Source organism: Xanthomonas bonasiae (assembly GCF_017163705.1).
In the GTDB taxonomy this organism is placed as follows: Bacteria; Pseudomonadota; Gammaproteobacteria; order Xanthomonadales; family Xanthomonadaceae; genus Xanthomonas_A; species Xanthomonas_A bonasiae.
Window position 1 is genome coordinate 1 of the sequence record NZ_JAFIWB010000021.1, and the last position, 26,559, is coordinate 26,559.

Below are 26,559 nucleotides of genomic sequence, written 5' to 3' on the forward strand. Positions count from 1 at the left end.
GCGGGCGACTCGCCGGGTGCACTGCTCGCCGGGTGCACTGTATGTAGGAGCGGCTTCAGCCGCGACAGGTTGCCAAAGTCGCAGCGGTTTCTGACTCCGCGCGTCGCGACTGAAATCGCTTCCACAAGAGACTTGCGACGAGCCGGCTGGGTGCACTGTGGGAGGGACTTCAGTCCCGACTGTTTCCGAAACCGGATAGCAGCATTGCTTCGTTCGTCGCGGCTGAAGCCGCTCCTACAGGAAACTTGCGGCCGACTCGACGGGTGCACTGTAGGAGCGGCTTCAGCCCCGGCATGGCGCCGGGGCCGCTGAACTTCCTGCCAGGAGCAACACGCGCTCGGCAGCTCAGTAATCCACGCCCACCGAGAACAGCAGTGTGCGCGGGTCGCCCAGTGCCACGGCGCGCTGCAGGCCGCCGGCGAAATAGTCGCGGTCGAACGCGTTCTTCAGGTTCAACGCATAGCGCCAATGGCCCTGGCGGTAGGCGAGACCGGCATCGAACACCGCGTAGCCGGGAATGCGATGGCCGTAGGCGGTCTTCTCGCCTTCGGCGCGCGCACCGCCGCTGAAGGTCCAGCCGTCGTCCGCGCCGTGCGGCGCGTACTGCAGCCACAGCGAACCGCTGTGCTTGGGCACGTTGTACAAACGGTCGCCGACGGTGGTGACGCTCTGTCCGCCGTCGTCGGTGACCACTGCATCGGTGTAGGCGTAGCCGGCGAACAGGCTGACCCCGCTGCCCAGGTCGGCGGCGGCGTTGAGCTCCAGGCCGCGGCTGCGCTGCTCGCCGACCGCGATGCTGTAGCCGTCGTTGACCGGATCGGTCTGCAGCACGTTGCGCCGGCGCAGGTCGTACAGCGCCACGCTCAGGCTGGTGCCCGCGTCCAGTTCCATCTTCACCCCCAGCTCCACCTGGCGGCCATGCTCCGGATCGAACTGCGCGCCCTGCGCGTCGGTGCCGACGTTGGGATAGAACGAGGTGGCGACGCTGGCATAGGGGTGCAGCCCGCCGCCGGCGTCGAACATCAGCGCGGCCGAGCCGGTGGTGGCGCTGGCGTCGTTGCGCGTGTTGGTGCCGGTGAGGTAGTCCTCGCTGAGGTTGCGGCTGCGGTCGTGGCGCACGCCCAGCAGCAGCTGCCAATCGGGCGTGAACTGGATGCGGTCGCGCAGGTACAGGCCGCCGGAGGTGACCACGCTGAGGTTGTCGCGGCTGGGCGTGGCCGGGCAGGTGACCGCGCCGCCATAGACCGGCGCGTACACGTCCAGCGTGCCGACCCGGCAGGTGGACTGCACGTTCCATTCCCAGGTCTTGAACGCGTCCACGCCGGCGGTCAGCGTGTGCTGCCAGGCGCCGGTGGCGAAGCCGCGCTGCAGGTAGGTGTCCTGCACCCAGGTGCGTCCGTCGTAGTGCTGGTCGGTGGCGGTACGGCGCAGCGTGCGCAGGTCGGCGGCCAGGCCGTTGTTGGCGATGATGAAGCCGTCCAATCCGAATTCCTGCCAGCGCGCGGCGTGGTGCAGGGTCCAGCCGTTGTCGAAGCGATGGTCCAGCACGTAGCCGATGCGGCTCTGGTGGCTGTGGTACGGCGGCTGCGCGGGTTCGCCGGTGAACAGCGAGCGATCGATCTTGCCGTTGGGGTTGGCCTCGGCGCTGCCTTCCCAGGGCAGGCCCTGCTGGCGGATGTAGTCGCGTTCCTGGTAGCTGGTGAGGAGCACGAAGTCGGTGCGCTCGCCCAGGTCCAGCGACAGCGCCGGTGCGATCCAGCGGCTGCGGAAATACACGTGGTCGGTGGGATCGTCCGCATTCATCGCCAGGCCGTTGAGCCGCAGCGCGGTCTTGCCGTTGGCCGACAGCGGCTGGTTCAGATCGAAGCTGCCCTGCTGCAGGCCATCGCTGCCCATGCCCAGTTCGGCGCGGCGCAGCGGCGTGGCTTCGGGCCGCTTGCTGACCAGGTTGACCAGCCCGCCCGGCAGCACCTGGCCGTACAGCAGCGAGGCCGGGCCCTTCAGCACTTCCACCTGCTGCATGCCGAACAGCTGCTCGGCGACGCGGTTGTTGGAGGCGGTGCGCAGGCCATCGACGAACAGCGAGTCGGACGCGGTCTGGCCGCGGATGATCAGGTCGTCCCAACCGCGCCGGCCATAGGTGTTGGCGACCACGCCGGAGACGTTGTGCAAGGCATCGGCCAGGGTCTGCGCCTGCTGGCTGTCCAGCAGCGCGCGCGGCACCACGGTGATCGAGAAGGGCGTCTGCGCCAGCGGCGTGTCCGACTTGTCGGACTGCGCCGGCCTGGTGCTGCGGAAGCCGCTGTGGGCTGCCTCGGCGCGGACCTGCACCGCAGGCAGGGCGGTGGCCTGCGCGGTATCGGCGGTGTCGTCGGCCGCGCGCGCAGCAGTGGAAGCCGCCATGCCGAGCAGGCAGGCGAACGGGAGGGGGTGCAGTTTCATCGAGACCGTGGGGTGGGGAGGGCTAATCGAGAATGATTATATTTCGCGATGTGGCGATTGCGAAGACCCGTCCGTCGGCGCCGGGCGCTCGCCAGGCAAGGGCAAGCCGCGGCCGCGCACGCGGGCGGTCGGGCAAGCGGGGGCGTTTGCTGCAGCGGCGGCCGGTGATCGAGAAGGCCGGACCGGCACTTACGGCCGCGGCGCATCCAGGGCGCCGCTGGCGACAGGCAGCCCTGAGCTGTCGCCAGGACAGCGCAGGCGCTCCAGCGCGGATGACGCCGGCGCTGGGGGGCTGCAGCGCCGATGCCGGCGCTGTGTGCGTTGCGGTGGATGCGTCAGTGCGGTGCCCTGACGACATCAGGGTGCGGCGGTGGCCGCCATGGCGGCGGCCGGCAGGCACCGTCGCGCCCTTCTCCGATGTCGAGGCGGATGCAACGCGCGTGCTGTGGATCCGCACGCGATCGCTGCGATGCGCGTCGGCCGGCTCAGCCGGCGACGCGGAGCACGCCGTTCTGGCCGCCAGGCGGCACGCCCTCGAATTGGATCAGCGCGGCGACCAGTTCGGCATGCAGGCGGATGCGGCCCATCTCGCGCATGATGCGGATGTCCTCGTGACGCAGTTCGCGATTGGCGACCACCTCGCGCTTGTACTCAAGGATCTCCGGATACTTGCGCGCCATGTTCAGCGCATCGGCGACGCACTCCACGGTATCCGCGTCGGCCGACAGCGGCTCGCGGCTGTTGAAGGCGGTGAGCCAGCGCTCGAAGCCGGCGGTGCGGTCGAACATGTTGGCGATGAACCAGATCACGAACAGGATCGCGACCCAGGAACTGACCACGATGACGATGCGCGAGAAGGTCAGGTGGTAGTCGTGCTGCCACAGCTGGTTGGTGATGACGCCCAGGATGATCAGCGAAATCGCCTGCCAGCCGATGATCGAGACCACCAGCCACTGCTGCTTGGCCTTGGCCAGCAGATCCACTTCCGAGCGCAGCTGCGCTTCGCTCTTGTGCTGCCAGTGCGCGACCTGTTCCGGGAACGAGCGCTGGTGCAGCGCGTTGTCCTCCAGCAACAACCCCAACCCCTTGAACAAAGCGATCATGACAGGCTCCCTGCAGATGCGGTGGCGGACGGCGGTGTCTCGGGCGATCTTGAAGCAGCTTCTTTCTAGCACAGTGGCCGGAATTGGCATGTTGCAGATGCACATGAAGCCCGCGCGGCAATGCGCTGTTGCGGCCGGGAGCCCTGGGTACCGTCGCCAAGCCTGCGCGCACCGGTTTGCACGGCGCATGCATCGCCGCCCGCTACCATGCCGCGATGACCGCCATGCTGCGTACCCTCACCGCTCCCGCCGCCGCCCGCATCCGCCGTTGGGTGCTGGACGTGTTCCCGCGCGGCCAGGGCGGGATCGACTACGACCAGCCGCTCGGCGATGCCGGCCTGTTCGGCCCCGACAGCGTCACCTGGCGCATCCACGCCGAGTTTCCCGGCATGCTCTCCGGCGGCTTGTGCGCGCTGCTGCTGCAGACCCTGCATCCGCTGGCGCTGGCCGGCGTCTACGACCATTCCAACTTCCGCGAGGACCTGGTCGGGCGCCTGCGCCGCACCACCCAGTTCGTCGCCGCCACCAGCTATGCGCCATCGGCCGAAGCGCAGCGCCTGATCGCGCGCGTGCGCAGCATCCACGCGCGGATCCGCGGCCACGCGCCCGACGGCCGCGCCTATGCCGCCGACGATCCGGCGCTGCTGACCTGGGTGCACGTCACCGAGGCCTACGGCTTCCTGCAGGGCTATCGCCGTTACTGCCGCGCGGTGCCGGTCGCCATCGCCGATCGCTACTACGCCGAGGGCCGACGCGTGGCCGAGGCGCTGGGCGCGCAGGCGGTGCCGGCCAGCGAGCGCGAGGTGCTGGACTACTTCGCCCAGGTGCGCCCGCAACTGCGGGTGGATGCGCGATCGCGCGAGGTGCTCGCGGTGCTGGCCGGGCTGCGCCTGCCGGTGCCGGCGGCGGGCCTGTCGCGCGAGCTGTTCCTGGGCGCCGGCGCGGCGCTGCTGCCGCCGTGGGCGAGCGCGATGCTCGGGCACGGGCGCCTGCAACGCGCCCAGGCGGCGGTCGCGTCGCGGGTGCTGCGGGGGCTGGCACCGCTGTTCCGCATCGCGCTCAACGACGGCATCGCGCAGCGCGCCTGCCGCCGGGTCGGCATCGCCCCGCAGCGGCTGGCGCAGTGGCCGGAGTGAGCGGGTGGCCGACGTTTGTTGGCGTGTGTTGCCGCGCACGGTCGCGCTGGCGAAGCTGAACCGTATGGCCGATCCGTCGTGCGGCATCCGGCGCGGCGCTGTTACCCGGTCAAGATCGCCGCGCCTGAGCCGCTCTATGCAGGACCCATGCAGCGCCGTTTCTCCGCCGCCGACAAGCTCTACGACGTCCGCTTCCGGCAGCGCCTGCGGCGCGCGTTGCGCGCGCCGTTGCGCGCGATCCTGGTCTGGGGCCTGGCGTTGGCGTTGCTGCTGGCGTGCGGGCTGGCCTATGTGCTTGCGCAGGACCGCGCCAACCGCCTGGCCGCGGCGCAGCGGCAGAGCCTGGCGTTGGCGACGGGCGCCGACCGTCTGCTGCAGTTGGAGCTGGACAACCTGAGCCAGGCGCTGCGCGGCGAAGGCATGGGCGCGCAGGCGCTGCTGGCCGACGCGCCGGCACGCGCGCCGGCGCTGATCGAGGCATCGCTGCGCGGCGTGCTGCTGCGGCATCCGGAGCTGCATGGCATTGCGTTGCTGGATGCGCAGGGCCGGCGCCGCTACGGGACGGAGGGCGATCCGGACGTGCGCGCATGGGCGCTGGGTTCGCGCCGCAATGGCGATCAGGTGTTCGTCGGCCCGTATCAACGCCTGGCCGACGGTGAAGCGGTGGTGCGCCTGGCGTTGCCGCTGGCGTCGGGCGATTGGGTGGTGGCGAGCTGGCGGGTCGCGGCGTTGCAGCGCATCGTCGGCGGGGTCGATGCCGGCCGCGACGGCGTGGTCGCGCTGACCGATGCGCATGGCCTGCTGCTTGCGGCAAGCAGTCCCGCTGCCGGCACCGGCGGTACCCGCGTGCTGCTGCCGTTGGGCCTGGTGCGCGGGCTGCCGCAGGGCAGTGCGTTGGGCATGCACAGCACCGTGTTCGACCGGCAGCCGCGCATGCTGGCGGTCAGTGGTGGACGCGACTACCCGTTGCTGGCCGTGTCGGGGCTGGCGGTGCGCGAAGCGCTGGCGCCGTGGTGGTGGTTCGCCGGCGCGGCGGCGCTGGTGTATCTGCTGTATCTGCTCGGGTTCGCCTTCCTGCTGGGCAGCTTGCGCCGTGCCGAGGACCGCCAGCGGCAGTTGCTGGAGCGCCTGCGCCGCGGCGACGAGGACCTGCGCCTGGCGCATGCGATGGGCGGCATCGGCACCTGGCGGGTCGAGGCCGACCGGCGCCACCTGCTGCTGGCCGAACAGACCGGTACCCTGTTCGGCGCGCCGCAGCTGCGCATGAGCCTGAGCGCGTTCCTGGCCCGAGTGCACGACGACGATCGCGCGCGGGTCGAGCAGCTGTACGACGAGGCGCTGCACGGCAACGGCGAATACAACGTGGTGTACCGCATGCATTCGCCCGATGGCGGCCTGCGTTGGCTGGCCGCGCGCGGCGCGCGGGTGCAGGGCCGCGGTGGGCTGTGCATGACCGGTGCGGTGCAGGACGTCAGCGAGCGGCTCGAGGCGCAGGCGCGGCTGCTGGACGCCGAGCGTCAGTTCCGCCTGGTGTTCGAGCGCAACCCGCTGCCGTACTGGCTGTTCGCGGTGGACAGCCTGCGCTTCCTGGAAGTGAATCAGGCCGCGATCCGCCAGTACGGCTACAGCCGCGACGAATTCCTGGCCATGACCCTGCTCGACCTGCGTCCGCCCGCCGACGCCGAACGGCTGCTGGCGGACGTACGCAAGCCGCGCGACGGCTTCGACGCGCCCAGCGTGTGGACCCACCGGCGCAAGGACGGCAGCCTGCTGTCGGTGCGGGTGCACAGCGCGGACGTCGACTTCGGCGGCGCGCCGGCGCGCCTGATCCTGGCCGAGGATGTCAGCGAGCGCATCGCCCACGAGCGCGAACTGGCGTTCCGCGCCAGCCACGACGTCACCACCGGGCTGCTCGATCCGCGCGCCCTGGCCGAGGCGCTGGATGCGCGTGGGCAGGCGGGCTATGCGGTGGCGTACGTGCAGTTGCGCGGGCTGGCGCTGATCGGCGACACCCTGGGCCGCGCCGCCGGCGATGCGGTGCGCTGCGCGGTGGCGGCGCGGCTGCGCGGGCTGGGCGAACGGTTCGGCCTGACCGCGCACCAGCCGTCGCAGGATTTCGTGCTGGCGGTCCTGGATCCGCAGCAGCTGCCGCAGGCGCTGCAGGCCCTGCTCGAGGCGATGTCCACGCCGGTGCAGGGCGGCGCCTTCACCCAGCAGCTGCAGGCGCACATCGGCGTGGCGCTGTGCCCGGACGACGCCGCCGGCGCCGAGGAAGCCATCGGCAGCGCCGCGCAGGCCGCGCATGCGGCGCAGGCCGACGGACGCAGCGTCGCCCGCTTCGAGCGCAGCATGTCCGCGCGGATCGGCGAGCGCCTGCGCCTGGCCGGGCGCATCCATCAGGCGATCGCGCGGCAGGAGTTCGAGCTGCATTTCCAGCCGATCCTGCGCGCCGATACCGGCGCGCCGCGGCTGCTCGAGGCGCTGATCCGCTGGCCGCAGGACGACGGCAGCTTCATCGCCCCCGACCAGTTCATCCAGCTGTGCGAGGACACCGGGTTGATCCTGCCGCTCGGCCGCTGGGTGATGCAGGCGGCCGCGCAGGCGCGCCGCCAGCTGGCGCTGCACGGCTGGGCCGACCTGCCGGTGGCGGTGAACGTGTCGGCGCTGCAGTTCTTCGACGGCGACCTGGTCGCGGACCTGGTGCAGGCCTGCGCCGCAGCCGGCCTGGCCGCCGACGGCCTGCACCTGGAACTGACCGAGAGCAGCCTGATGCGGCAGCCGCAACAGGCATTGGACGTGCTGCGGCAGTTGCGCGCGCTGGGCGTGGGCGTGGCGCTGGACGATGTCGGCACCGGCTTCTCCAGCATGGCCTATCTGCGCGACCTGCCGCTGGACACGCTGAAGATCGATCGCAGCTTCGTCGCCGACGTGGATCGCGATGCGCGCAACGCCTCGATCTGCGAGGCCTTGCTGACGCTCGGCCGCAGCCTGGGCCTGCAGGTGGTCGCCGAAGGCGTGGAGAACGACGCGCAGTTGCAGTGGCTACGCGCGCATGGCTGCGACCAAGTGCAGGGCTACCTGCTGGGCCGGCCGGCGCCGCTGGCGCAGGTGCTCGCCGCGCTCGGCGCGCGCGACGCGCCGGACGCGGTCACAGCATGAGGTCGATGCAGTGCGGCGCGCCCGCTGCCGGCAGCGGCTCGCCGTCCCAGTAGCGGCGCAACGGTTCGCGGACCAGGTCCAGCGCGGTCGAGGCGCCGCGCACGCCCGGAAAACGCTGCAGGTTGTGCGCCTGCAACGCGAGCATGCGCCGGTCCTGCTCGCCGACCTTGCGCAGCAGTGGCCACACCAGCCAGCGCACCGCCCATGCCGGCGCCCAGCGCCCGTCCACGTGCAGGCTGGCGAACACCTCGGTGCTGCGCTCGCCCACCGGCGTGAAGTGCAGGCTGATGCGCACGCGGCCGCCACGGGCATAGCGGTATTCGATCTGCGCGGTACCGGGCGCGGCGAAGTGCGCGCGCTCCAGCGTGCGCGGCGATTCGAACAGCTGGTAGAGCCAGCCGCTCTGCGCGGCCGCACCGACGTAGTCCACGTGGAAGCCTTCGGCGCCGGTCTGCAGGCAGGCGCGCATCGGCGTGCGCGCACCGCCGCGGCGCACCAGTCCCGGATGCAGCAGGTGGGTGTGCAACGGATCGAGGAAGTTCTCCAGCGCATCGACCACGTGCGCCTCCCAGCGCGTGCGCCACAGGAAGCGCCGCGCCGAAGGGTGCAGTTCCTGCACCAGTTGCGCCGGGTGCGCGTCGCCGTCGGGATCCGGGCGCAGCCAGATCAAGCCGTCGTGTTCGCGCGCGGCGAAGGCGCGCACCCGCACCGCCGGCAGCGCCTGTCCGGGCGGCATGCCGGGGATCTCGCGCAGCGCGCCGTCGCGGCCGAAGCGCCAGCCGTGGTAAGGGCAGGCCAGGCCGTCGCCGCTGGCGCAGCCGGCCGACAGCGGCGCGTGCCGGTGCGGACAGCGGTCCTCCAGCGCGAGCAGGCTGCCGTCGGCGCAGCGCGCGATCGCCGCATGCCGGTCCATCACCGTCACCGCCAGCGGCCGCTGCCGCAGCGCGTCGGCCCGGGCCACGGCGAACCAGTGTCGGTACAGCGAGGGATGCCAGTCGGTCATGGCCGCTAGCGTCGCATGCGCGGCGTGCCGATGTCTGGATGCACGCGCACGGCGTAGGTGGCTGCGGCGCCCAGGAACGCGCGGCGCGCTACGCGACGATCGTGCCGGTCACCCGGTTGCGCCCGCCGCGCTTGGCCGCATACAGCGCCTGGTCGGCGATGCCCACCAGCTTCTGCCACTCGATCTGCGCCCCGCCGGAAATGCAATAGCCGATGCTGACCGTGCAGGCGACCGCGGTGCCGGACGAGGCCAGGATGTCCTGGCGTTCGACCATGCGCCGCAGGCGCTCGGCGATGTCGCGCACCACCGATTCCTCGCCTTGCGGGATCAGCACCATGAACTCCTCGCCGCCCACGCGGGCGAGCACGTCCGGGCTGCGGATATGCCGCGCCAGCGTGTCGGCGATGGCGACCAGGACCTGGTCGCCGGTCGCGTGGCCCAGGCGGTCGTTGATCGACTTGAAATTGTCGACGTCGATCATCAGCACTGCGATCGGCGAGTGCCTGCCGCGCGCCTCCTGCGTGGCCGACTCGCCCTTTTCCCACATGACGCGGCGGTTGGCGACGCCGGTGAGGGCGTCCTGCGAGGCGTGGCGAATCAGTTCCGCGTTCATCTTGCGGGCCAGCATCCACAGGAACCCGGGGGTGATGATCGAGGTCAGGACCATGCGCGCGAGCAGGCCGAATTTCGACGTCGGGTCGAAGCTCGTGTCCGCGAGCGGATGGATCGACCACCAGGCGATGCGCAGCAGCAGCATCAGGGCCCACAGGAAGTGGAACGCGGCAGTGAAGCGCGCCGCGGTGCGCGCCGTCGGGTCGGCGTGGCGCCACAAGGCCATGCCGGTGGCAACGGTCAACAGGCCGCGCAGGGTGCAGCCGAAAACCACCATGACCCTGAGATTCTCGCCTCCACTGTGCAGGCAATAGATCTCCGCCGCGCCGATCAGCGCGACCGAGACCAGGATCCAGGGCTGGATCAGCGGCCGCCGCAGATAGGCGTTCACCGCGCACAACTCCAGCACCGTGGCGGCATCGATCGTCAGGTTGCCGATCAAGCCCAGGGCGGTGGCGTGCGCCGGCAATCCCGCCGGCAGCACGAGTGCGCCAAAGCCAGCCGCGAACGTGGCGTAGCTCAGGCCAAGCAGTAGCAATCCGTCAGTGTGCTTGGCTTTGCGCCCGGTCAAGCGGATGGCGAAGAACAGCGCCGACGACACCGCCGCCAGCATGGCGTTGACGATCAGCAAGGTGCCAGCGTGAGCCAGGTGTGCGATCCATTCCACAGGTCCCCCGATCCACGCCGCAAACGATTTTCAGATGCCGCCCAGTATAGGGCCGCGAGAATATGCGAGCCGCCCGTTTGCAGCGGTTTTCGCGCTGCAAACGTTTCCAAACGCTCCGCGGCACACGAGTCCGTTCGCGCGGACGCCGGGTCGGCGTTGCACACGCGGCACAGGTCGACGGGAGGGGGCGGTTCGGTCCATCCGGGTTCCTGGCGCTGCCGCTTGGGCTTGCCCTGATATCGGCGGCGGGTACGTGGCCTTTAGCGCTCCACTGCTGCGACCGTCGCGGCGAAGGCATGCCGGTGGTTCACAGCCGATAGCGGCGCATCAGCGGCACGCCGATGCGTTCGGTCAGCGCGCCGAGCGCGGCGATCGGTTGGCGCCGGCGCAGCGGCAGGTGGCGCGCGTCCACCGCGCTGTACTCGATCACCGGGGTGCCGCCGCGCTGGCGCTTGAAGCTGGCCGCGCCGGCGCTCTGGTTGAGCCGGCGGCCGTGGCGCAGCGCATGCTCGAAGCCGCACGCGGTGAGCGTGCGGTACAGCGCCAGCCGCTGCGGCTGCTGCAGGTCGTAGCCGACGATCGGCGCGGTCAGCGTTCGCCCGATGCCGAACAGGCCGGTGATGCAGGCCAGCGTGCCGTCCTCGCCGCGAAAGCCGTCGAAGCGCAGCAACCCGGCGCGGTGCCAGGCGCGCAGGAACCCGGCGTGGTAGGCCGGATTGCAGCGCGAATACTTGTCCAGGTACAGCTGCGCGTACAGCGCGGCGATGCGCGGGTAGTCGGCCTCGCCGATCGCGTCGTTGCCGCAGCGCTGCAGGTCGGTGCGCGCGGTCAGCTTGAGATCGCGCGCCAGGTCGCGGTGGTGCAGCAGCGCCGGCCAGTCGTCGTACAGATACACCTGGCGGCTGCCGATCAGGGTGAAGCCCTGCGCCTGCAGCGCGTCCAGCCACTGCGGCGTGTCCACCCGGTTCAACGAGCGGAACCACAGCGCGTGGTCCGGCCAGCGTGCGCGTGCGGCGTCCAGCAGGGCGCCCAATCCTTCGGCCGGCAGCGGCGGGTACAGGTTGGTGGACAGCAGCCAGTTGTTGAGGGTGACCGCGCGGTCGATCCGCGCCCAGTCCAGCCAGGCGCCGATGCCGCCGCACAACCCGCGCAGCGGTGCGGCCAACGCGGGCGGCAACAGGCGCGTGGCCTCCTCGGCGGCGTAGTCGGCATAGGTGGTGCGCGGCGAGCACACCCAGGCGTTGCCGGCACGCTCCTCGCTCACCGTGACCGGCACCGACAGCGTGCCGGCCTGCAGCATGTCGATGCGCGCGTGCAGATTGCCGGCCACGCCCTGCGCATCGCGGCCGGCATGCAGGTCGGCGAAACGCTGCGCCTGCACGGCGTAGTCGATGCAGGCCTCGGCGGCGCCGTTCATGGCGGCGGCAGGGCCTCGCCGTCCCATTCGGTATCGCGGGTGGACGCCTCGCGCACGGTGCAGCGCTGGGCCAGCGCCAGCCGCGCATGGCTGCCCAGGTCGCGCAGCGCGCCGGCCAGCGGACGCCGATCGCCGCGCGGCGCGAGCACATCGTCGGCGCGGGCGTAGTCCTCGCGCCATTGGCGGAGCCGGCCATGACGCAACGCCGTCGGCAGCGCGACGCCGAGCATCAGCGGGCCGAGCATCGCCGCGCGCGTCGGTGTCGGGCACACGATCGCGGCCGGGTCGCGGCGGCTGCCGTCCAGCGCGGCGACCAGCGGGTCGGATGCGGCGAACAGGTGCAGGCCGCTGGTCGCACGCGGGTTGCATTCGATCACGCTGTAGCGGCCTTGCGCCGAGACGATCCAATCGAAGGAGAGTTGCCCGCTGAAGCGCAGCGCGCGCACCAGCTGCGCGGTGAAGCGCTCGATCTGCGGCGCCGGCGCGGCGTCGAAGTAATAGCTGGAGCTGCGCTGCAGCCGGTAGCGCGGGCGGTACACCGCGTGCGCCAGCAGCATGCCGTCGCGGGCCACCGCGTAGGAGCAGCGCTCTTCGCCGGCGCAATAGCGTTGCGCGACCCAGGCGCCTTGTTCGGGCAAAGGCGGCGCGTCGGTGGGCAGCCCATGCGGATGTACGCGCACGTGCACGCCGAAACGCGAGTATTCCGGCTTCAGCACCAGCGGCGCGGTACCGGCCCATTCGCGCGCCTGCGCCAGGCTGCGCACCTGCACGCTGTCCGGCACGTCCACGTCGGCATCGAGCGTGCGGGCCAGATGCAGGAAGTGCCATTTGCTGTGCAGTGCGCGCAGCGTGTCGAAGGCGTCCACCAGCACGTCCAGCTGCGCCGGCAGTGCCTGCCGGTAGCGGGCCAGGTAGAACACCTCCTCGCAGGTGGGCAGCAACAGCGCGATGCGCTGGCGCGCGACCAGCGCGTTGAGGTCGGCGATGTAGGCGGCCGGGGCGTAGCGCGCCGAGGCGATACGATGGCTGGCGCTGGCCGCGCGCGACCAGCCGGAGATGCGGCAGGCCACGCTGTCGGCCAGGTGCACGCGCCAGCCCTGCGCAGCGAAGCGGCGCGCCAGATCCAGCGCCACCGGCGCACGCGCGCCGGTGATCAGCACCGCCGGCGCGCTAGGCACCGCCGGCCTCGTGCGCGGCCGGCCGCCATTGCCGGCAATGCGAGGGCACCATGCGCAGCGCCGGTTCGGCCAGGCGCAGCGCGTGCAGCCGCGCCAAGGTGTCGCGGTAGACGCGGTGCTCGCCGAGCAGGTGGGTGACCAGCGCCGGCGGCGGCGTGCCGTCGGCGATCGCGGCGCTGGACCAGGCCGCATCGGCGACCAGGAATACCGGCCCGTGCGCGTCCTCGAACCACAGTCCGTAGTGGCCGGGCGCGTGTCCGGGCAGCGGCACCAGCAGCACGCTGCCGTCGCCGAACAGGTCACGCAGCGTGCCGAAGCCGCGCAGCGCCGCGGGTGCCGTGCATGCCGGCAATGCTTCGAACCAGTGCATGCGTGCGCGTGCGCCGTGCAGCAGTGCCGGCAGGAAACCTTCGCGCAGCGCCGCCAATCGCCCGCGCCGTTGCAGATCGTCCCAGGCCCGCTGCGCGCAGGCGATGCGCGCCTGCGCGAAATCGGCCACGCCGCCGACGTGGTCGCCATGGAAATGCGACAGCACGATCCAGTCGATCGCCGCCGCGTCGATGCCGTCGCGTGCAAGCTGTTCGGGCAGCGATTGTCCCGGCGCCAGATGCACCGGCGTCAGCACGCGGTACAGGCGCTCGGGGAAGTGCGCGGTGGCGGCGAGGAAGTGCTGCGAGTAGCCGGTGTCGAACAGCAGGTTGCCATGCACCGGATGCTGCAGCAGCGCTGCCAGCGCCGGGAACTGGCAGGGCGCCAGCGTCGCGCCGCGGCGCGTGGCGCGTTCGGGATGGGTGCAATGCCCGGCCTCGTACAGGCGCCAGCGCAGCGTCGGTGCACTCATGGGCGTTCCTGTCCGGCCGCGCAGTGCGTGGACGATGTTTCGGCCGCGGCGCTTTGGCGGGCCAGTCGCGTCGGGATCGAAGTCCCTCCCACACGTGCAGACGTGCGCGCGCCTGCGTCGGCGGGCGATGCCGGGCAGGTCGGGCCAGGCGCTTGCCGAGATTGCCTCACGTGCGCGCCAGGGCCGCGATCCCGGCCTCGGTGGACAGCACCGGCGCATAGCCGAGTTCGCGCCGGGCGCGGCCGATGTCCAGCGTCTGCGAATAGCCGAGCACGCCGATGCCGTAGCGGCTCAGCCGCGGCTCCGGTTGCCCGCGCCGGCGCAAGGCGATCTGTTCGCCGACGGTGGCCAGCGCCAGGGCCACGCGGCGCGGCACCGGCAGCAGGCGCACGCGCAGCTGCAACGCCGCGAACAATGCGGTGAGCAGGTCGCGCACTGCGATCGGCGTGCCGTTGCTGATGTTGTAGGCGCGTCCGTCGCCGAGGTGTTCGGCGCGCAGTGCGGCCAGCGCCGCGGCCACCGCGTTCTCCACGCAGCACACGTCGATCATCGCGCGTCCGCCGTGCACCAGCGGGAACCAGCCGCGCTGCGCCACTGCCAGCAGCCGCGGCACGATCGCGTTGTCGCCGTGGCCGAACACCGCGCGCGGACGCAGCACCAATGCCGGCAGCCCGGCCGCGGCGGCGGCGCGCACTTTTTCCTCCGCCTCCCACTTGGTCTGCGGATAGCCGCCGATCCAGCGCGCCGGCGGGGTGAAGTCCTCGGTGACCTGGTACTGGTCGGCGAAGCGGAAATAGATGCTCGGCGAACTGAAATGCACGAAGCGGCGCACCTGCGCGCGCTGCGCGGCGGCGAGCATGCGCTCGGTGGCGACCACGTTGGCCTGGCGGAACAGCTCGGCGCTGGCCCACGGCGCGGACAGCGCGGCGCAGTGGATCACCGCATCGCAGCCAGCGAGCAACGCTGTCAGATCGTCGCGGCACAGCTCGGCGCGGACCACGTCGATGCGCGGGTCGCCGGCGAAGGCAGCCAGGGCGGCGGCATTGCGGCCGCTGGCGCGGACCTGCGCGCCTTCGGCGGCGAGGGCGCGGACGATGTGCGCGCCGATGAAGCCGGAGGCGCCGGTGACCAGGATGCGCGCCATGTCAGTACCTCAGCACCGCGCCGCCGAATGCCAGCCCGGCGCCGGAGCCGACCAGGCCGATCAGGTCGCCGCGCACGATGCGGCCGTCGGCGATGGCCTGGTGCAGGGCGCTGGGGATCGAGGCCGCCATCTGGTTGCCGCGTTCGCCGATCACGTCGACCAGCGTATGCGGCGCCAGCCGCAGCGCGACCTGCAGGTGCCGCAGCGCCTTGGCGCTGGCCTGGTGCGGCACGATCCGCTGCAACTGCGGGAGTTCGACGCCGGCCTTGTCCAGCAGCCGCTGCAGGAACCCGGGCAACTTCGCCGCGGCGAGCCGGTAGGTGGCGCGGCCGTTCATTTCGAACAGCGAGCCGGCGCGCAACGCGTCGATGCCGTGCTCCAGGCGCAGACGGGTGCCGCCGGCGCGGACCCGGCAATGCTCGATGCCTTCGGAATAGGTTTCCAGGTGCGCGGCCAGCAGCTGCGAGCCGCTGTCGCCGCTGTCCGCGCCCAGTACCACCGCCGCGGCGCCGTCGCCGAACAGCGGCGCGGTGTCCATGTCCTCGCCGTTGAGGCCGACGCTGGCGATCTCGCTGGACACGATCAGCACACGCCGGTAGCGGCCGGCGGCGATCGCGCAGGCGGCCAGGTCCAGCGCGGCGATGAAGCTCAGGCAGGTGGCGTTGATGTCGAACGCGGCCAGTCCGCTGCCCTGCAGGCCGAGGCGCGCGTGCAGCAGTGCGGCGCTGCACGGGATCGCCTGTTCCATCAGGCTGCAGGCGGAGATTACGCAATCGACCTGGTCCGGTTCGAGCTGCGCCGCCGCCAGCGCCGCGCGCGCGGCGCGTTCGCCCATCAGCGAGGCCGGTTCGTCGGCGCCGGCATAGTGGCGCACGCCGACCCCGGCATGGCGCAGGGTCCAGCCGGCGGGCTTGCCCCAGCGCTGGTCGAAGCTGTCCGAAGCCACCTGCCGCGCCGGCAGATAGTCGCCCGTGCCGAGGATGCGCACCGCGATGGGCCTGCTGGGGTCGACGGTCATTGCGAAAGCTCGCGCAAAGGGGGCGCAGCGTACTGCCAGCGGATCGGCGCCGGCAACCGCGCTCGGGAAGATCGCGCCGCCGCTTGCGGCTGGCGATCTCAGACAGTCCTCAATCGCGCAGCGACTTGGCGAAATATCTGGGCGCTTCGACAAAGCCTTCCCGCCGATAGAAGGCGTGCGCGCGTTCGCGCCGGCCATGGCAGTGCACCTCCAGGCGGTCGCAGCCGCGCTGCCGCGCCAGCGCCTCGCCTTCCGCCAGCAAACGCTGTCCCACCCCGGCGCCGCGCGCGCGATCGTCGACGCAGAAATAGCTGATGCGGCAGATGTCGCCAGCCAATGCCAACTGCGGCAGGAAATGCAGCGACAACACGCCCAGGACGCTGTCCCCTGCGGCGGCCACCAGCAAGGCCTCGTCCGGATGCGCCAGCAGCTGCGCCAGGCGGGCTTCGATGAAGTCCTCGGTTCCGGCATAGTCCAGCGCCGCCATCAGCGCCACGATCGCCTGCCGGTCCGCCATCGCCGCGTTCCTGATCTCCAGGTTGCTGTTCTCGCTCATCGGCAGAGAGTAGGAAGTCGCCCACGTTGGGCGCAAGCGCTTTGCCGGCCCGACGCAACCTGTGCGGACATGGGCGGCGCGGCCTAGCGGCCGCGGCGCTGTCCGTACCAGAAGCCCAGCGCGTCGCGCGAGCGCAGCATGCCGCGGCCGCGGCGCAGCAGTTGCAGCAGCAGGCCCAGGTGCTCGCGCTTGCTGAAGCTGCGCAGTTTGCGGTCGGAGGTGTGCACCGGCTCGCGCAGGATCGCGAAACGCCCGCGCCGGGCCAGCGCGCGGCTCAGTGCCACGTCCTCGCCGGCGTAGTAGCGCTCGTCGAAGCCGCCGGCGGCGTCGAACGCGCTGCGCGTGCAGAACAGGAAACAGCCGGGGGCGATGCCGGTGCGGCGGAACAACCAGCCGAACAGGGCTTGCGCCACGCGTTCGTGCCAGGCGACGTTGCCGAGCAGCTGCACCTGCGCGCCGCCGCCGACCGCGCCGGTGTGCAGCGCGCGCAGCGCCGCCGCCAGCAGCGGCGTGTTGACGCGGGTGTCGGCATCGACGAACAGCAGGTAGCGGCCGCGGCTGGCGGCGGCGCCGGCATTGCGCGTGGCGGCGATATGCCGCAACTGCACGTCCAGCACCTGCGCGCCATGGCGGCGCGCGATCTGCGCGGTGTCGTCGCTGCAGGCGTCGGCGACGACCAGGGTCTCGTAGTCCAGCCGCAAGGCCTCGGCGGCGATATGCAGCGACGCCAGGGTGTCGCCGATCAGGGCGGCTTCGTCGTGGGCGGGAACGATGAACGAGATCACGTCCGGCATCATGCGACGCCGGCGCGGCGCGGGCAAATCGGCCCGCGCCGCGTCCCGGCCGGCCGCCGGCGCGGCGCGGCCGGATCGCAGCAGCGGGTCAGCGCTGCAGCGTCGCCATCATCGCCGGCGGGTAGCGGGTGCCGGCGGCGGCGTCGGCCGGGAAGATCGCCTCGATCTGCGCCAGATCCTCGGCGCTCAGCGTCACCTGCAGCGCGCCCAGGTTCTCTTCCAGGTAGGCCAGGCGCTTGGTGCCCGGGATCGGTACCAGGTCCTCGCCCTGCGCCAGGACCCAGGCCAGCGCCAGCTGCCCGGGGGTCACGCCCTTGGCCTGGGCCAGCGTGCGCACCTGTTCCACCAGCTGCAGGTTGCGGGCGAAGTTCTCGCCCTGGAAGCGCGGCGAATGGCGGCGATAGTCGTCGGCCTCGAAGTCCTCCGGCGAGCGGATCGCCCCGGTCAGGAAGCCGCGGCCCAGCGGCGAGTACGGCACGAAGCCGATGCCCAGTTCGCGCACCGTGTCCAGCACCTGGTCGCTCTCCGGATCGCGCGACCACAGCGAGTACTCGCTCTGCAGCGCGGTGATCGGGTGCACCGCATGCGCGCGGCGGATGGTGCCGGCGGCGGCCTCGGACAGGCCCAGGAAGCGCACCTTGCCCTGTTCCACCAGCCGCGCCATCGCCCCGACGGTGTCCTCGATCGGCACGTTCGGGTCCACCCGGTGCTGGTAGTACAGGTCGATGTGGTCCACGCCCAGGCGCTGCAGGCTGCCCTCGCAGGCGGCCTGCACGTATTCGGGGCGGCCGTCGACGCCGCGCACGCTCGGATCGTTTGGATCGAGCTTGATGCCGAACTTGGTGGCCAGGAACGCCTGGTCGCGGCGCCCGGCCAGCGCCTTGCCGACCAGCACTTCGTTGGTGTGCGGGCCGTACATGTCGGCGGTGTCGATCAGGGTGACGCCGTGGTCGAGCGCGGCATGGATCACCGCGATCGAGGCCGCGTCGTCGTTGCGGCCGCCGTAGAACGCGCTCATGCCCATGCAGCCGAGGCCGAGGGCGGACACGCGGGGGCCGTTGCGGCCGAGAGTGCGGGTTTGCATCGGGAAACTCCTGTTGCGAAGGGAGGGACGGGAGAAGAAAAGACGCGGCGCGGACGCTGTCGTTGCGGGGCAGGGAGGATGCGGGCGCGACGCGGCGGTGGGTTATCGCGATCGCGCAGGATCCTTGTCCGATCCTGCAAACGTGCCGCCGCACCGCGATCTGCGCAGGCGCCGACCATGCCATGGCCGACGTTTGCGCACAGTCAGTGCTGCGTTCGGTCGCGCGTCGGCGCCGCGGTTCAGATCGCCGGCGTACGCGGGCGCAGGCGGGTGCCGCCGGACACCAGGTGCCGCGGCATCGGCAGGCGCACGAACGCGTGCGGGAACGGATGCGCCACCGCGCTGACCGCGTCCAGCCGCTGCAACTGCGCCGCGTCCAGTTGCAGCTCCAGCGCGCCGAGGTTGTCGTCCAGCTGCGCCAGGGTGCGCGCGCCGACGATCGGGATCGCGCCGCCGCCCGGCCGCTGCAGCAGCCAGGCCAGCGCCACCTGCGCCGGCGAACGGCCGATCTCCGCGGCGACCTGCTTGACCACATCGGCGATGTCCAGCGCGCGCTCGGTCAGCATTTCGTGCGCATGCGCGGCATCGCCGCGTTCGGCGCCGGCCTGGCCGTCGGCGGCGCGGCGCTGCACCGCGGCCAGGTCCTGGCGGCTGTACTTGCCGGTCAGGATGCCCATGGTCAGCGGCGACCAGGCCAGCACCGCGAGCCCGAGCGCCTCGGCCATCGGCACCAGCTCGGCTTCGACCGTGCGCTGCGCCAGGCTGTATTCGATCTGCAGCGCCACCAGCGGCGACCAGCCGCGCAGGTCGGCCAGGGTCTGCATCCGCGCCACCTGCCAGGCCGGCGTGTCGGAGATGCCGGCGTAGACGATCTTGCCGGCGCGGACCAGGTCGTCGAAGCCGCGCATCACTTCTTCCACCGGCGTGGTGTCGTCCCAGATGTGCAGGTACAGCAGGTCCAGGTAGTCGGTGCGCAGCCGCTTCAGGCTGGCCTCCACCGACTGCAGCAGGTTCTTGCGGTGGTTGCCGCCGCCGTTGGGATCGCCGGGGAAGGGGTTGAGGGTGTACTTGCTGGCGATCACCAGGCGGTCGCGGCGGCCTTCGGCGAAGGTGCCGAGCAGGGTCTCGGAGCTGCCGTTGGTGTAGGTGTTGGCGGTGTCGATGAAATTGCCGCCAAGCTCGACATAGCGCGCGAACAGGCGGCTGGCTTCGGCGGCGTCGGCGCCCCAGCCCCAGTCGTTGCCGAAGGTCATCGTGCCCAGCGAGATGGGGCTGACGCGCAGGCCGGAGCGGCCGAGCAGGCGGTAGTGGTCGAGCGACATGGAGAGCTTCCTGGCAAGCGGATTGGACCGCGGGAACGGCAGGATGCGCCGCCCGACCAGGCGGATAAACTGGCATAGTCTGCATCTTCCTTGAAGTTGAGCTTCACAATGGCTGCCAGTCCCCTGCCTGCCGTGGTCGCCTTCGCCCGCGTCGCCCACCACGCCAGCTTCACCCGCGCCGCCGACGAACTCGGCGTCTCGGCCTCGGCCCTGTCGCAGACGGTGCGTGCGCTGGAAGCGCAACTGGGCGTGCGCCTGCTGCACCGGACCACGCGCCGGGTGGCGCTGAGCGAACACGGCGCGCGCTTCCTGGAACGGGTGAAACCGGGTCTGGCGCAGATCGAGGCGGCGTTCCTGGACCTGGACACGGTGCGCGAACGCCCGGCCGGGCGCCTGCGCATCACTCTGCCGCGCGTGGTCGCCGACCAACTGGTGATGCCGTGGCTGCCGTCGTTCCTGGCGCGCTATCCGCAGATCGAAGTGGAGCTGTGCGTGGACCCGGCGTTGGTGGACGTGGTGGCCGAGGGCTTCGATGCCGGCATCCGCCTGGGCGAATGCCTGGCGCGCGACATGATCGCGGTGCCGCTGGGGCCGATGCAGCGCCAGGTGATCTGTGCGGCACCGGGCTATTTCCGGCGCCATCCGCCGCCGCAGACGCCGGCCGACCTGGTCGAGCACGACTGCATCGTGCATCGCATGAGCAATGGCCGGCGCATGGCCTGGGAGTTCACCCGCGACGGCCGCGATTTCGAAGTGGAGGTGACGGGCACCCTGGTGTTCAACGACAGCGGCCTGACCCATGCCGCGGCGCTGGCAGGGCTGGGCCTGGCGCAGGGCTTCGAATCGGTGGTCGCCGCCGATGTCGCCGCCGGCCGCCTGGTCCGCGTGCTGGACGACTGGCAGCAGCCTTTCGCCGGCTTCTATCTCTACTATCCGGCGCGCGAACACCTGGCGCCGAAGCTGCGCGTGTTCATCGACCATCTGCGCGCGGCGAACGCGGCGGCGCAGTAGCCGCCGCGTCCGTTCGTGTGCGGCGCCGACACCGGTCGCGCAACCGCGCAACCGGCGTCGCCCGCATGGCGCTGGCGACGCCGTGCGCGGCTCAGCCTTTCAGCTTGGCCGCGTATTCGGCCACGCGCTTGCCGAGCAGCCTGGCGGTCTCCAGGTCGCCGGTGCGCGGCGCTTCCTCCGGCGAGGCGTCCGACGGCGAGATCGCCAGCGCGCCGCCGGAGCCGGCGGTCCAGTTGGTGTCGGCCGGGCCGTGCGCCTTGGTGTTGGCCGGCAGCAGGCCGGTGCCGACCCAGACCTGGCCGTGCTGCTGCGACAGGGTCCAGAAGTATTCGATGGTGGAGAACTTGTCGCCGTTGACCGAGGCCGAGTTGGTGAAGCCGGCGGCGACCTTGTCCTTCCACGCCTGCGCGAACCACGGCTTGGAGCTGGCGTCGGCGAACTTCTTGAACTGCCAGGCCGGGCCGCCCATGTAGGTCGGGCTGCCGTAGACGATCGCATCGGCCTGGCCGATGGCTTCCCAGGCGCTTTCCGGCAGGTTGCCGTCCTGGTCGATGCGGTACAGCGTGGCCTCGCCGACGCTGGCGGCGCCGGCGTGCACCGCCTCGGCCTGCTTGACGGTATGGCCGTAGCCGCTGAAATAGACGATGGCGATCTTGCTCATGGGCGAACTCCTGAAAGGAAGGGGGATGAAGCGCGGGCATTGTGCGCATGCGCCGCCGCTTCGATCAGCGCCACGTGCGGGATGTTGTGTCCGAGCGGTGGCCGCGGATCAGGGCGCGGCGGCGGCGTGCATCTCGCGTTCGATGCCGACTTCGACCAGGTAGTCGATGAAGCTGCGCACCTTCGGCGCCAGGTGGCTGCGGCTGGCATAGACCGCGTAGACGCCGATCGGGGCGAGCCGGTGGTCGGGCAGCACCCGCACCAGGCGGCCGTCCTCCAGCGCGTCCTGGGCGATGAAGTCCGGCTGCAGGACGATGCCCATGCCGGAGATCGCGGCCTCGCGCAGCACGTCGCCGCTGTTGGCGCGCAGCCCGCCCTGCACGCGAACCCGGGTTTCGCCGTCGGGGCCATGCAGGACGATCTCGTCGAGCGGCATGTAGCTGTAGGTCAGGAATTCGTGGCCGGCGATGTCGGCGGCCAGGCGCGGCATGCCGGCGCGTTCCAGGTAGGCCGGCGAGGCGCACAGATACGCCTGCACCTCGCCGAGTTTGCGTGCGATCAGGGTCGGGGTGACCTGGCGGGTGATGCGGATCGCCATGTCGTAGCCTTCCTCGACGATGTCCACCATGCGGTCGGACAGCGACAGGTCCAGCGCGACCTGCGGATAGCGCGCCCGGTAGCCGGCCAGCCGCGGTCCCAGCCGGGCGATGCTGAAGCTGAAGGGCGCGTTGATGCGCAGGGTGCCGGACGGGGTCAGCGCCTGCTCGCCGACCGCCGCCTCCATGTCGTCGAACTCGGCCAGCAGCACCTGGCAGCGCTGGTAGTAGGCGGTACCGACGCTGCTCGGGCTGACCCGGCGCGTGGTGCGGTTGAGCAGGCGCAGGCCCAGCCGCTTCTCCAGCCAGGCGACCTGCCGGGTGACGCTGGCGGTGGACATGCCCAGCGCGTCGGCGGCGGCGTTGAAGCCGTTGCGGTCGACCACGGTGACGAACACGCGCATCGCTTCCAGCGTATCCATTGTTGCCGTTCCCGAAATAGATATCCGGGCGCAGGGTAATTTATCCCCCCTCGTGACGGGAATACCCTGTGGATCTGCCGCCATGGCCCCTGCGATCCAGGGCCACGCGTGCCGGCGCCGCCGGCCCCGGCAGCGTCCCGATCGGCGGACGCCGCGCCTGATCCCCCTGGAGAACCTGTCATGTCCCGTCTGCCCTCGCTGTACATCTCGCATGGTTCGCCGATGACCGCGCTGGACCCGGGTCTGGTGGGCGTGCGCCTGGCCGAACTGGCGGCGGCGTTGCCGCGTCCGCGCGCGATCGTGGTGGCGTCGGCACACTGGCTGGCGCGGCGGCCGCTGGTCGGCGCGGCGGCGCAGCCGCAGACCATCCACGATTTCGGCGGTTTCCCGCGCGCGCTGCACGAGATGCAGTATCCGGCGCCGGGCGCGCCGGCGCTGGCGCGCGAGGTCGCCGAACGGCTCGAACGCGCCGGCCTGCAGCCCTTTGTGGACGAGCGCCGCGGCCTGGACCATGGCGTGTGGGTGCCGTTGTCGCTGCTGTACCCGCAGGCCGACATCCCGGTGCTGCCGCTGTCGATCCAGCCGGAACTGGGCCCCGCCCACCAGCTGGCGATGGGCCGCGCGCTGGCGCCGCTGCGCGACGACGGCGTGCTGCTGGTCGGCTCGGGCAGCATCACCCACAACCTGCACGACTTCGGCCGCTACGCCGAGGGCAAGGATGCGCCGTACGTGCGCCCGTTCATCGAGTGGGTGGAACAGGCCTTGCGGCGCGAGGATCTGCCGGCCCTGCTCGACTACCGCCGCCAGGCGCCGTTCGCCGAGCGCGCGCATCCCACCGACGAGCATTGGCTGCCGATCTACTTCGCGATGGGCGCCGCCGGCGAAGAGGGGCTGGGCGCGCAGCGCATCGATGCCGGCATCGATGCCGGGCTGCTGGCGATGGACCTGTACCGGTTCGACGGCGCGGTGCAGCGCGCCGCGGCCTGAGCGCGACCGCTGCAGCGCGCCGACGCGCGCCTGAGCGGTTCATCGCGGTGAAGGAAAACACGCCTCGCCGTCTCACAGGCTGAGACGGCCAGCGGGCATCGTCCACGCGTGAATACCCTCGAAAAGCTCGCCGTGCTCGCCGACGCGGCCAAATACGACGCCTCCTGCGCCTCCAGCGGCGCGGACAAGCGCCATTCGCTGCGCAGCGGCGGCATCGGCAGCACCGAGGGCATGGGCATCTGCCATTCCTACACGCCCGACGGCCGCTGCGTGTCGCTGCTGAAGATCCTGCTGACCAACTTCTGCGTGTTCGATTGCGCGTACTGCGTCAACCGCGTGTCCAGCAACGTGCGCCGCGCGCGCTTCGCCCCGGCCGAAGTGGTCAAGCTGACCCTGGATTTCTACAAGCGCAATTACATCGAGGGCCTGTTCCTGTCCAGCGGCATCATCCGCAACAGCGACTACACGATGGAGCAGCTGGTGGAAGTGGCGCGGCAGCTGCGCGAGGAGCACCGCTTCGCCGGCTACATCCATCTCAAGACGATTCCCGATGCGGCGCCGGAACTGCTGGCCGCGGCCGGCCGCTACGCCGACCGGCTGAGCATCAATGTCGAGCTGCCGACCGAACAGGGCCTGACCCGGCTGGCGCCGGAAAAGAGCGTCGGCGGCATCCGCGCGGCGATGGGCGAGCTGCGCTGGCGCATCGAGGAAAGCAAGGAGGCGCGCAAGGCCGAGCGCAAGCTCAGCGCCAAGCCGCCGCGGTTCGCGCCGGCCGGGCAGAGCACGCAGATGATCGTCGGCGCCGACGCTGCCGACGACCGCGCGATCCTGCGCACCAGCCACACTCTCTACGGCAATTATCGACTGCGGCGGGTCTACTACTCGGCGTTCAGTCCGATTCCGGATGCTTCGTCGAAGCTGCCGCTGCAGGCGCCGCCGTTGCAGCGCGAGCATCGCCTGTACCAGGCCGACTGGCTGCTGCGGTTCTACGATTTCTCGGTGGAGGAGATCGCGCCGGAGGCGGCCAGCGGCATGCTCGATCTGGATGTGGATCCGAAGCTGGCCTGGGCATTGCGGAATCCGGAGCGGTTTCCGGTCGATCTGAATACGGCGGCGCGGGAGATGTTGTTGCGGGTGCCGGGCCTGGGCACGCGCAATGTGGAGCGGTTGTTGCTGTCGCGGCGGCATGCGCGGTTGCGGGTCGGGGATCTGGCACGGTTGCGGATGCCGATGAAGAAGGTGCTGCCGTTCGTCAGTGTGGTGGATCATCATCCGCGCCAACGGTTGGACGATCCGCAGAGGTTGCGGGCACAGTTGGCGCCGGCGCCGCGGCAGGGTGGGTTGTTTGATTGACTCTGTGCTGTGGCGCTGTGGGGGCTGGGTTGTTGCGCTGTTGGCCGCAGCTGCGACCGCAACTGCAACTGCAACTGCAGAGGCAGTAGCTGAAGCAAGAGCAAGATCAAGATCAAGAGCTTTCGCGCCGGTCGGCGCGAGTCACTTTTGTCTTGGCAAAAGTAACCAAAACCGCTCCCGCCCGACACGAGCCGGTGCGATACAGCCGCACCGGTCCCCTGCGCTCCTCGCGGCGAGCGGCACGGCGCCCAAACTCGCTTCGCTCAAACAGGGGCGCCTCTTCGGCCGCTCGCCACTGCGGTGCTCGGCTCGCTTTAAGGCGGGAAGTTTTAAAAGCAAGATCACCGGCAACAGCAACAGCAACAACAGCCGCAACAACAACAGCAACCGCAACCGCAACCGCTGCTGCAACGGTAACCACGGCTGTTGCTGTGGTGATGGTGGTGCTGGTATCTGTCGCCTTCGTGTTGATGGGGGGATGTGGGGGCTGGGTCGTGTTCCAGGCTGAGGTGGTGCCGGCGTGGAGTCTGGAGGCGTGGCGGGCGGCGGCGCGGGCGGCGTGGTGTGCGCAGGTGGCGCCGGAGATGTTGGTCTGGGAAGGGGATGCGCAGGGCGGGTTGCTGGCCGGGACCGATGTGGCCACGTTGCCGGCGACGGTGGCGGCGCCGCGGGTGTCCGCCGAGTTCCTGGCGTTGGCGGGGGCGGTGCTGTGCCATCGCGATCCGCAGCGGCTTGCGTTGCTGTATCGGCTGTTGTGGCGGATCGCGTCGGGCGAGCGGGCGCTGTTGCAGCGGGTCACCGATGCCGATGTGCACCGGGCGCAGCAGTGGGCGCAGGCCGTGCGCCGCGACAGCCACAAGATGAAGGCGTTCGTGCGCTTCCGCGAGGTGCCCGGCGACGCCGAGGCGTTCGTCGCCTGGTTCGAGCCGGAACATCGCATCGTCGATCGCGTCGCGCCGTTCTTCGCGCGCCGTTTCGCCGGCATGCGCTGGGCGATCCTCACGCCTTACCGCAGCGTACGCTGGGATGGTGCGGCGCTGCAGTTCGGCGGCGGCGCGCAACGCGCCGATGCGCCGGCCGACGATGCGCAGGATGCGTTGTGGCGCACCTACTACGCCAACATCTTCAATCCGGCAAGGCTCAACCCGGACATGATGCGCCAGGAGATGCCGCAGAAGTACTGGAAGAACCTGCCGGAGACGCAGTTGCTGCCGGGTCTGATCCGAGATGCCGGGCAACGCGTACGCGAGATGGCCGAGCGCGCGCCGGAGCCGGTGCGTCGGCGCATTCCCGCGCCGCCGCCGCCGGTGGTGGTCGATGCCGATGGCAGCTTCGATGCGCTGCGCGCCGCGGCGCGCGAGTGCCGGCGTTGCCCGCTCTGGCAGCCGGCCACGCAGACCGTGTTCGGCGAGGGGCCGCACGATGCGGCGGTGATGGTGGTGGGCGAGCAGCCCGGCGACGAGGAGGACCTGAGCGGGCGGCCGTTCGTCGGTCCGGCCGGGCGCCTGTTCGATCGCGCGCTGCACGAACTCGGCATCGCCCGCGCCGGGCTGTACGTGACCAACGCGGTCAAGCACTTCCGCTTCGAGCAACGCGGCAAGGCGCGTCTGCACCGCAATCCCGAACGCGCGCAGGTCGAGGCCTGCCGCTTCTGGCTGGCCGGCGAGCTGGCGCGGGTGCGGCCGCGCATCGTGCTGTGCCTGGGCGCGACCGCGGCGCACGCGGTGCTCGGCAACGGCTTTGCGCTGATGGCGCAGCGCGGGCAGTGGCAGGCGCTGGCCGACGGCACCCGTGCCCTGGCCACCGTGCATCCGTCATGGGTGTTGCGCCAGCGCGGCACCGATGCGGTCGATGCCGCCTATCGAGGCTTCGTGCAGGACTTGCACGTTCTTGCAGAGCAGATGCAGACGCCGCGCGCAGCCAGTGCCGGCGACTGACCGTCTGTGCGCGTTCGCACGCCATTGCAGTGGGCAGGCCGCGCCGTCTGTCGCCATTCGCATGCACGGCGCAAAACGAGGACGGCCAAAGCCGTCCTCGCGATGCCAATGCACTCC

21 protein-coding genes are annotated in these 26,559 nt (G+C 71.1%); 6 read left to right on the top strand and 15 right to left on the bottom strand.

Annotation, left to right across the window (positions count from 1 at the left end):
- Positions 1-345: 345 nt before the first annotated feature.
- Together JR064_RS16145 and JR064_RS16150 are read right to left on the bottom strand one after the other, a co-directional pair.
- Positions 346-2,442: a TonB-dependent receptor gene (locus JR064_RS16145; protein WP_206230425.1), complete on the bottom strand. Its 2,097-nt coding sequence runs from the start codon at positions 2,440-2,442 to the stop codon at positions 346-348.
- Positions 2,443-2,927: 485 nt separating this feature from the next.
- Positions 2,928-3,545 carry a hypothetical protein gene (locus JR064_RS16150; protein ID WP_179568904.1) on the bottom strand — a complete coding sequence of 206 codons (618 nt, stop codon included), beginning with the start codon at positions 3,543-3,545 and terminating at the stop codon, positions 2,928-2,930.
- Between the two features lie 215 nt (positions 3,546-3,760).
- Here JR064_RS16150 and JR064_RS16155 point away from each other — a divergent pair, with 215 nt between their 5' ends.
- The gene (locus JR064_RS16155) at positions 3,761-4,681 is read left to right on the top strand and encodes an oxygenase MpaB family protein (RefSeq protein ID WP_206230426.1); all 921 of its coding nucleotides are present in this window, start codon (positions 3,761-3,763) and stop codon (positions 4,679-4,681) included.
- A gap of 147 nt (positions 4,682-4,828) precedes the next feature.
- Complete coding sequence (locus JR064_RS16160) at positions 4,829-7,840, top strand: bifunctional diguanylate cyclase/phosphodiesterase (protein WP_206230427.1); 3,012 nt, start codon at positions 4,829-4,831, stop codon at positions 7,838-7,840.
- Here JR064_RS16160 and JR064_RS16165 read toward each other — a convergent pair.
- The 11 genes from JR064_RS16165 to JR064_RS16215 form a co-directional block, all read right to left on the bottom strand.
- Positions 7,830-8,843, bottom strand: a complete 1,014-nt coding sequence (locus JR064_RS16165; protein ID WP_206230428.1) for a Rieske 2Fe-2S domain-containing protein — start codon at positions 8,841-8,843, stop codon at positions 7,830-7,832. The two genes, JR064_RS16160 and JR064_RS16165, sit on opposite strands and share 11 nt — an antisense overlap.
- 88 nt (positions 8,844-8,931) lie before the next feature.
- Complete coding sequence (locus JR064_RS16170; protein ID WP_241093120.1) at positions 8,932-10,068, bottom strand: GGDEF domain-containing protein; 1,137 nt, start codon at positions 10,066-10,068, stop codon at positions 8,932-8,934.
- Positions 10,069-10,429: 361 nt separating this feature from the next.
- On the bottom strand, positions 10,430-11,539 hold the full coding sequence (locus JR064_RS16175; protein WP_206230429.1) for a hypothetical protein: 1,110 nt from the start codon (positions 11,537-11,539) through the stop codon (positions 10,430-10,432).
- Complete coding sequence (locus JR064_RS16180; RefSeq protein ID WP_206230430.1) at positions 11,536-12,717, bottom strand: ATP-grasp domain-containing protein; 1,182 nt, start codon at positions 12,715-12,717, stop codon at positions 11,536-11,538. Before JR064_RS16180 ends, JR064_RS16175 begins: the two co-directional genes overlap by 4 nt.
- The gene (locus JR064_RS16185) at positions 12,710-13,558 is read right to left on the bottom strand and encodes an MBL fold metallo-hydrolase (RefSeq protein ID WP_206230431.1); all 849 of its coding nucleotides are present in this window, start codon (positions 13,556-13,558) and stop codon (positions 12,710-12,712) included. Before JR064_RS16185 ends, JR064_RS16180 begins: the two co-directional genes overlap by 8 nt.
- Before the next feature lie 166 nt (positions 13,559-13,724).
- Positions 13,725-14,702, bottom strand: a complete 978-nt coding sequence (locus JR064_RS16190; protein WP_206230432.1) for an NAD-dependent epimerase/dehydratase family protein — start codon at positions 14,700-14,702, stop codon at positions 13,725-13,727.
- 1 nt (position 14,703) lies between these two features.
- Positions 14,704-15,720, bottom strand: a complete 1,017-nt coding sequence (locus JR064_RS16195; protein ID WP_206230433.1) for a 3-oxoacyl-[acyl-carrier-protein] synthase III C-terminal domain-containing protein — start codon at positions 15,718-15,720, stop codon at positions 14,704-14,706.
- Positions 15,721-15,829: 109 nt separating this feature from the next.
- The gene (locus JR064_RS16200; protein WP_206230434.1) at positions 15,830-16,276 is read right to left on the bottom strand and encodes a GNAT family N-acetyltransferase; all 447 of its coding nucleotides are present in this window, start codon (positions 16,274-16,276) and stop codon (positions 15,830-15,832) included.
- Between the two features lie 83 nt (positions 16,277-16,359).
- On the bottom strand, positions 16,360-17,061 hold the full coding sequence (locus tag JR064_RS16205) for a glycosyltransferase (RefSeq protein ID WP_179568870.1): 702 nt from the start codon (positions 17,059-17,061) through the stop codon (positions 16,360-16,362).
- 97 nt (positions 17,062-17,158) lie between these two features.
- Positions 17,159-18,154 carry an aldo/keto reductase gene (locus tag JR064_RS16210; protein ID WP_179568868.1) on the bottom strand — a complete coding sequence of 332 codons (996 nt, stop codon included), beginning with the start codon at positions 18,152-18,154 and terminating at the stop codon, positions 17,159-17,161.
- A gap of 239 nt (positions 18,155-18,393) precedes the next feature.
- The gene (locus JR064_RS16215) at positions 18,394-19,476 is read right to left on the bottom strand and encodes an aldo/keto reductase (protein ID WP_179568866.1); all 1,083 of its coding nucleotides are present in this window, start codon (positions 19,474-19,476) and stop codon (positions 18,394-18,396) included.
- A gap of 108 nt (positions 19,477-19,584) precedes the next feature.
- Here JR064_RS16215 and JR064_RS16220 point away from each other — a divergent pair, with 108 nt between their 5' ends.
- Positions 19,585-20,487: a LysR family transcriptional regulator gene (locus tag JR064_RS16220; RefSeq protein ID WP_179568864.1), complete on the top strand. Its 903-nt coding sequence runs from the start codon at positions 19,585-19,587 to the stop codon at positions 20,485-20,487.
- Between the two features lie 91 nt (positions 20,488-20,578).
- Here JR064_RS16220 and JR064_RS16225 read toward each other — a convergent pair whose 3' ends face one another.
- On the bottom strand, positions 20,579-21,148 hold the full coding sequence (locus JR064_RS16225) for a flavodoxin family protein (RefSeq protein ID WP_206230435.1): 570 nt from the start codon (positions 21,146-21,148) through the stop codon (positions 20,579-20,581).
- Between the two features lie 108 nt (positions 21,149-21,256).
- The gene (locus tag JR064_RS16230; protein ID WP_179568860.1) at positions 21,257-22,165 is read right to left on the bottom strand and encodes a LysR family transcriptional regulator; all 909 of its coding nucleotides are present in this window, start codon (positions 22,163-22,165) and stop codon (positions 21,257-21,259) included.
- Positions 22,166-22,345: 180 nt separating this feature from the next.
- Between JR064_RS16230 and JR064_RS16235 the strand changes: the two genes are divergently transcribed.
- The 3 genes from JR064_RS16235 to JR064_RS16245 all read left to right on the top strand — a co-directional run bounded on the left by JR064_RS16235 (position 22,346) and on the right by JR064_RS16245 (position 26,442).
- A complete protein-coding gene (locus JR064_RS16235; protein ID WP_206230436.1) occupies positions 22,346-23,152 on the top strand; it encodes a DODA-type extradiol aromatic ring-opening family dioxygenase in 807 nt (268 codons plus the stop codon).
- A gap of 108 nt (positions 23,153-23,260) precedes the next feature.
- Positions 23,261-24,505, top strand: coding sequence for a putative DNA modification/repair radical SAM protein (locus JR064_RS16240; protein WP_206230437.1), 1,245 nt, complete (start codon positions 23,261-23,263; stop codon positions 24,503-24,505).
- A gap of 494 nt (positions 24,506-24,999) precedes the next feature.
- Positions 25,000-26,442, top strand: coding sequence for a UdgX family uracil-DNA binding protein (locus tag JR064_RS16245; RefSeq protein ID WP_206230438.1), 1,443 nt, complete (start codon positions 25,000-25,002; stop codon positions 26,440-26,442).
- The last annotated feature ends 117 nt before the right edge of the window (positions 26,443-26,559 follow it).

Excerpts from the sequence above, each read along its gene's own strand:
- JR064_RS16145 (WP_206230425.1), bottom strand. The coding sequence starts at position 2,442 with ATGAAACTGCACCCCCTCCCGTTCGCCTGCCTGCTCGGCATGGCGGCT.
- JR064_RS16150 (WP_179568904.1), bottom strand. The coding sequence starts at position 3,545 with ATGATCGCTTTGTTCAAGGGGTTGGGGTTGTTGCTGGAGGACAACGCG.
- JR064_RS16155 (WP_206230426.1), top strand. The coding sequence starts at position 3,761 with ATGACCGCCATGCTGCGTACCCTCACCGCTCCCGCCGCCGCCCGCATC.
- JR064_RS16160 (WP_206230427.1), top strand. The coding sequence starts at position 4,829 with ATGCAGCGCCGTTTCTCCGCCGCCGACAAGCTCTACGACGTCCGCTTC.
- JR064_RS16165 (WP_206230428.1), bottom strand. The coding sequence starts at position 8,843 with ATGACCGACTGGCATCCCTCGCTGTACCGACACTGGTTCGCCGTGGCC.
- JR064_RS16170 (WP_241093120.1), bottom strand. The coding sequence starts at position 10,068 with ATGCTGGCGGCGGTGTCGTCGGCGCTGTTCTTCGCCATCCGCTTGACC.
- JR064_RS16175 (WP_206230429.1), bottom strand. The coding sequence starts at position 11,539 with ATGAACGGCGCCGCCGAGGCCTGCATCGACTACGCCGTGCAGGCGCAG.
- JR064_RS16185 (WP_206230431.1), bottom strand. The coding sequence starts at position 13,558 with ATGAGTGCACCGACGCTGCGCTGGCGCCTGTACGAGGCCGGGCATTGC.
- JR064_RS16190 (WP_206230432.1), bottom strand. The coding sequence starts at position 14,702 with ATGGCGCGCATCCTGGTCACCGGCGCCTCCGGCTTCATCGGCGCGCAC.
- JR064_RS16195 (WP_206230433.1), bottom strand. The coding sequence starts at position 15,720 with ATGACCGTCGACCCCAGCAGGCCCATCGCGGTGCGCATCCTCGGCACG.
- JR064_RS16200 (WP_206230434.1), bottom strand. The coding sequence starts at position 16,276 with ATGAGCGAGAACAGCAACCTGGAGATCAGGAACGCGGCGATGGCGGAC.
- JR064_RS16210 (WP_179568868.1), bottom strand. The coding sequence starts at position 18,154 with ATGCAAACCCGCACTCTCGGCCGCAACGGCCCCCGCGTGTCCGCCCTC.
- JR064_RS16215 (WP_179568866.1), bottom strand. The coding sequence starts at position 19,476 with ATGTCGCTCGACCACTACCGCCTGCTCGGCCGCTCCGGCCTGCGCGTC.
- JR064_RS16220 (WP_179568864.1), top strand. The coding sequence starts at position 19,585 with ATGGCTGCCAGTCCCCTGCCTGCCGTGGTCGCCTTCGCCCGCGTCGCC.
- JR064_RS16225 (WP_206230435.1), bottom strand. The coding sequence starts at position 21,148 with ATGAGCAAGATCGCCATCGTCTATTTCAGCGGCTACGGCCATACCGTC.
- JR064_RS16230 (WP_179568860.1), bottom strand. The coding sequence starts at position 22,165 with ATGGATACGCTGGAAGCGATGCGCGTGTTCGTCACCGTGGTCGACCGC.
- JR064_RS16235 (WP_206230436.1), top strand. The coding sequence starts at position 22,346 with ATGTCCCGTCTGCCCTCGCTGTACATCTCGCATGGTTCGCCGATGACC.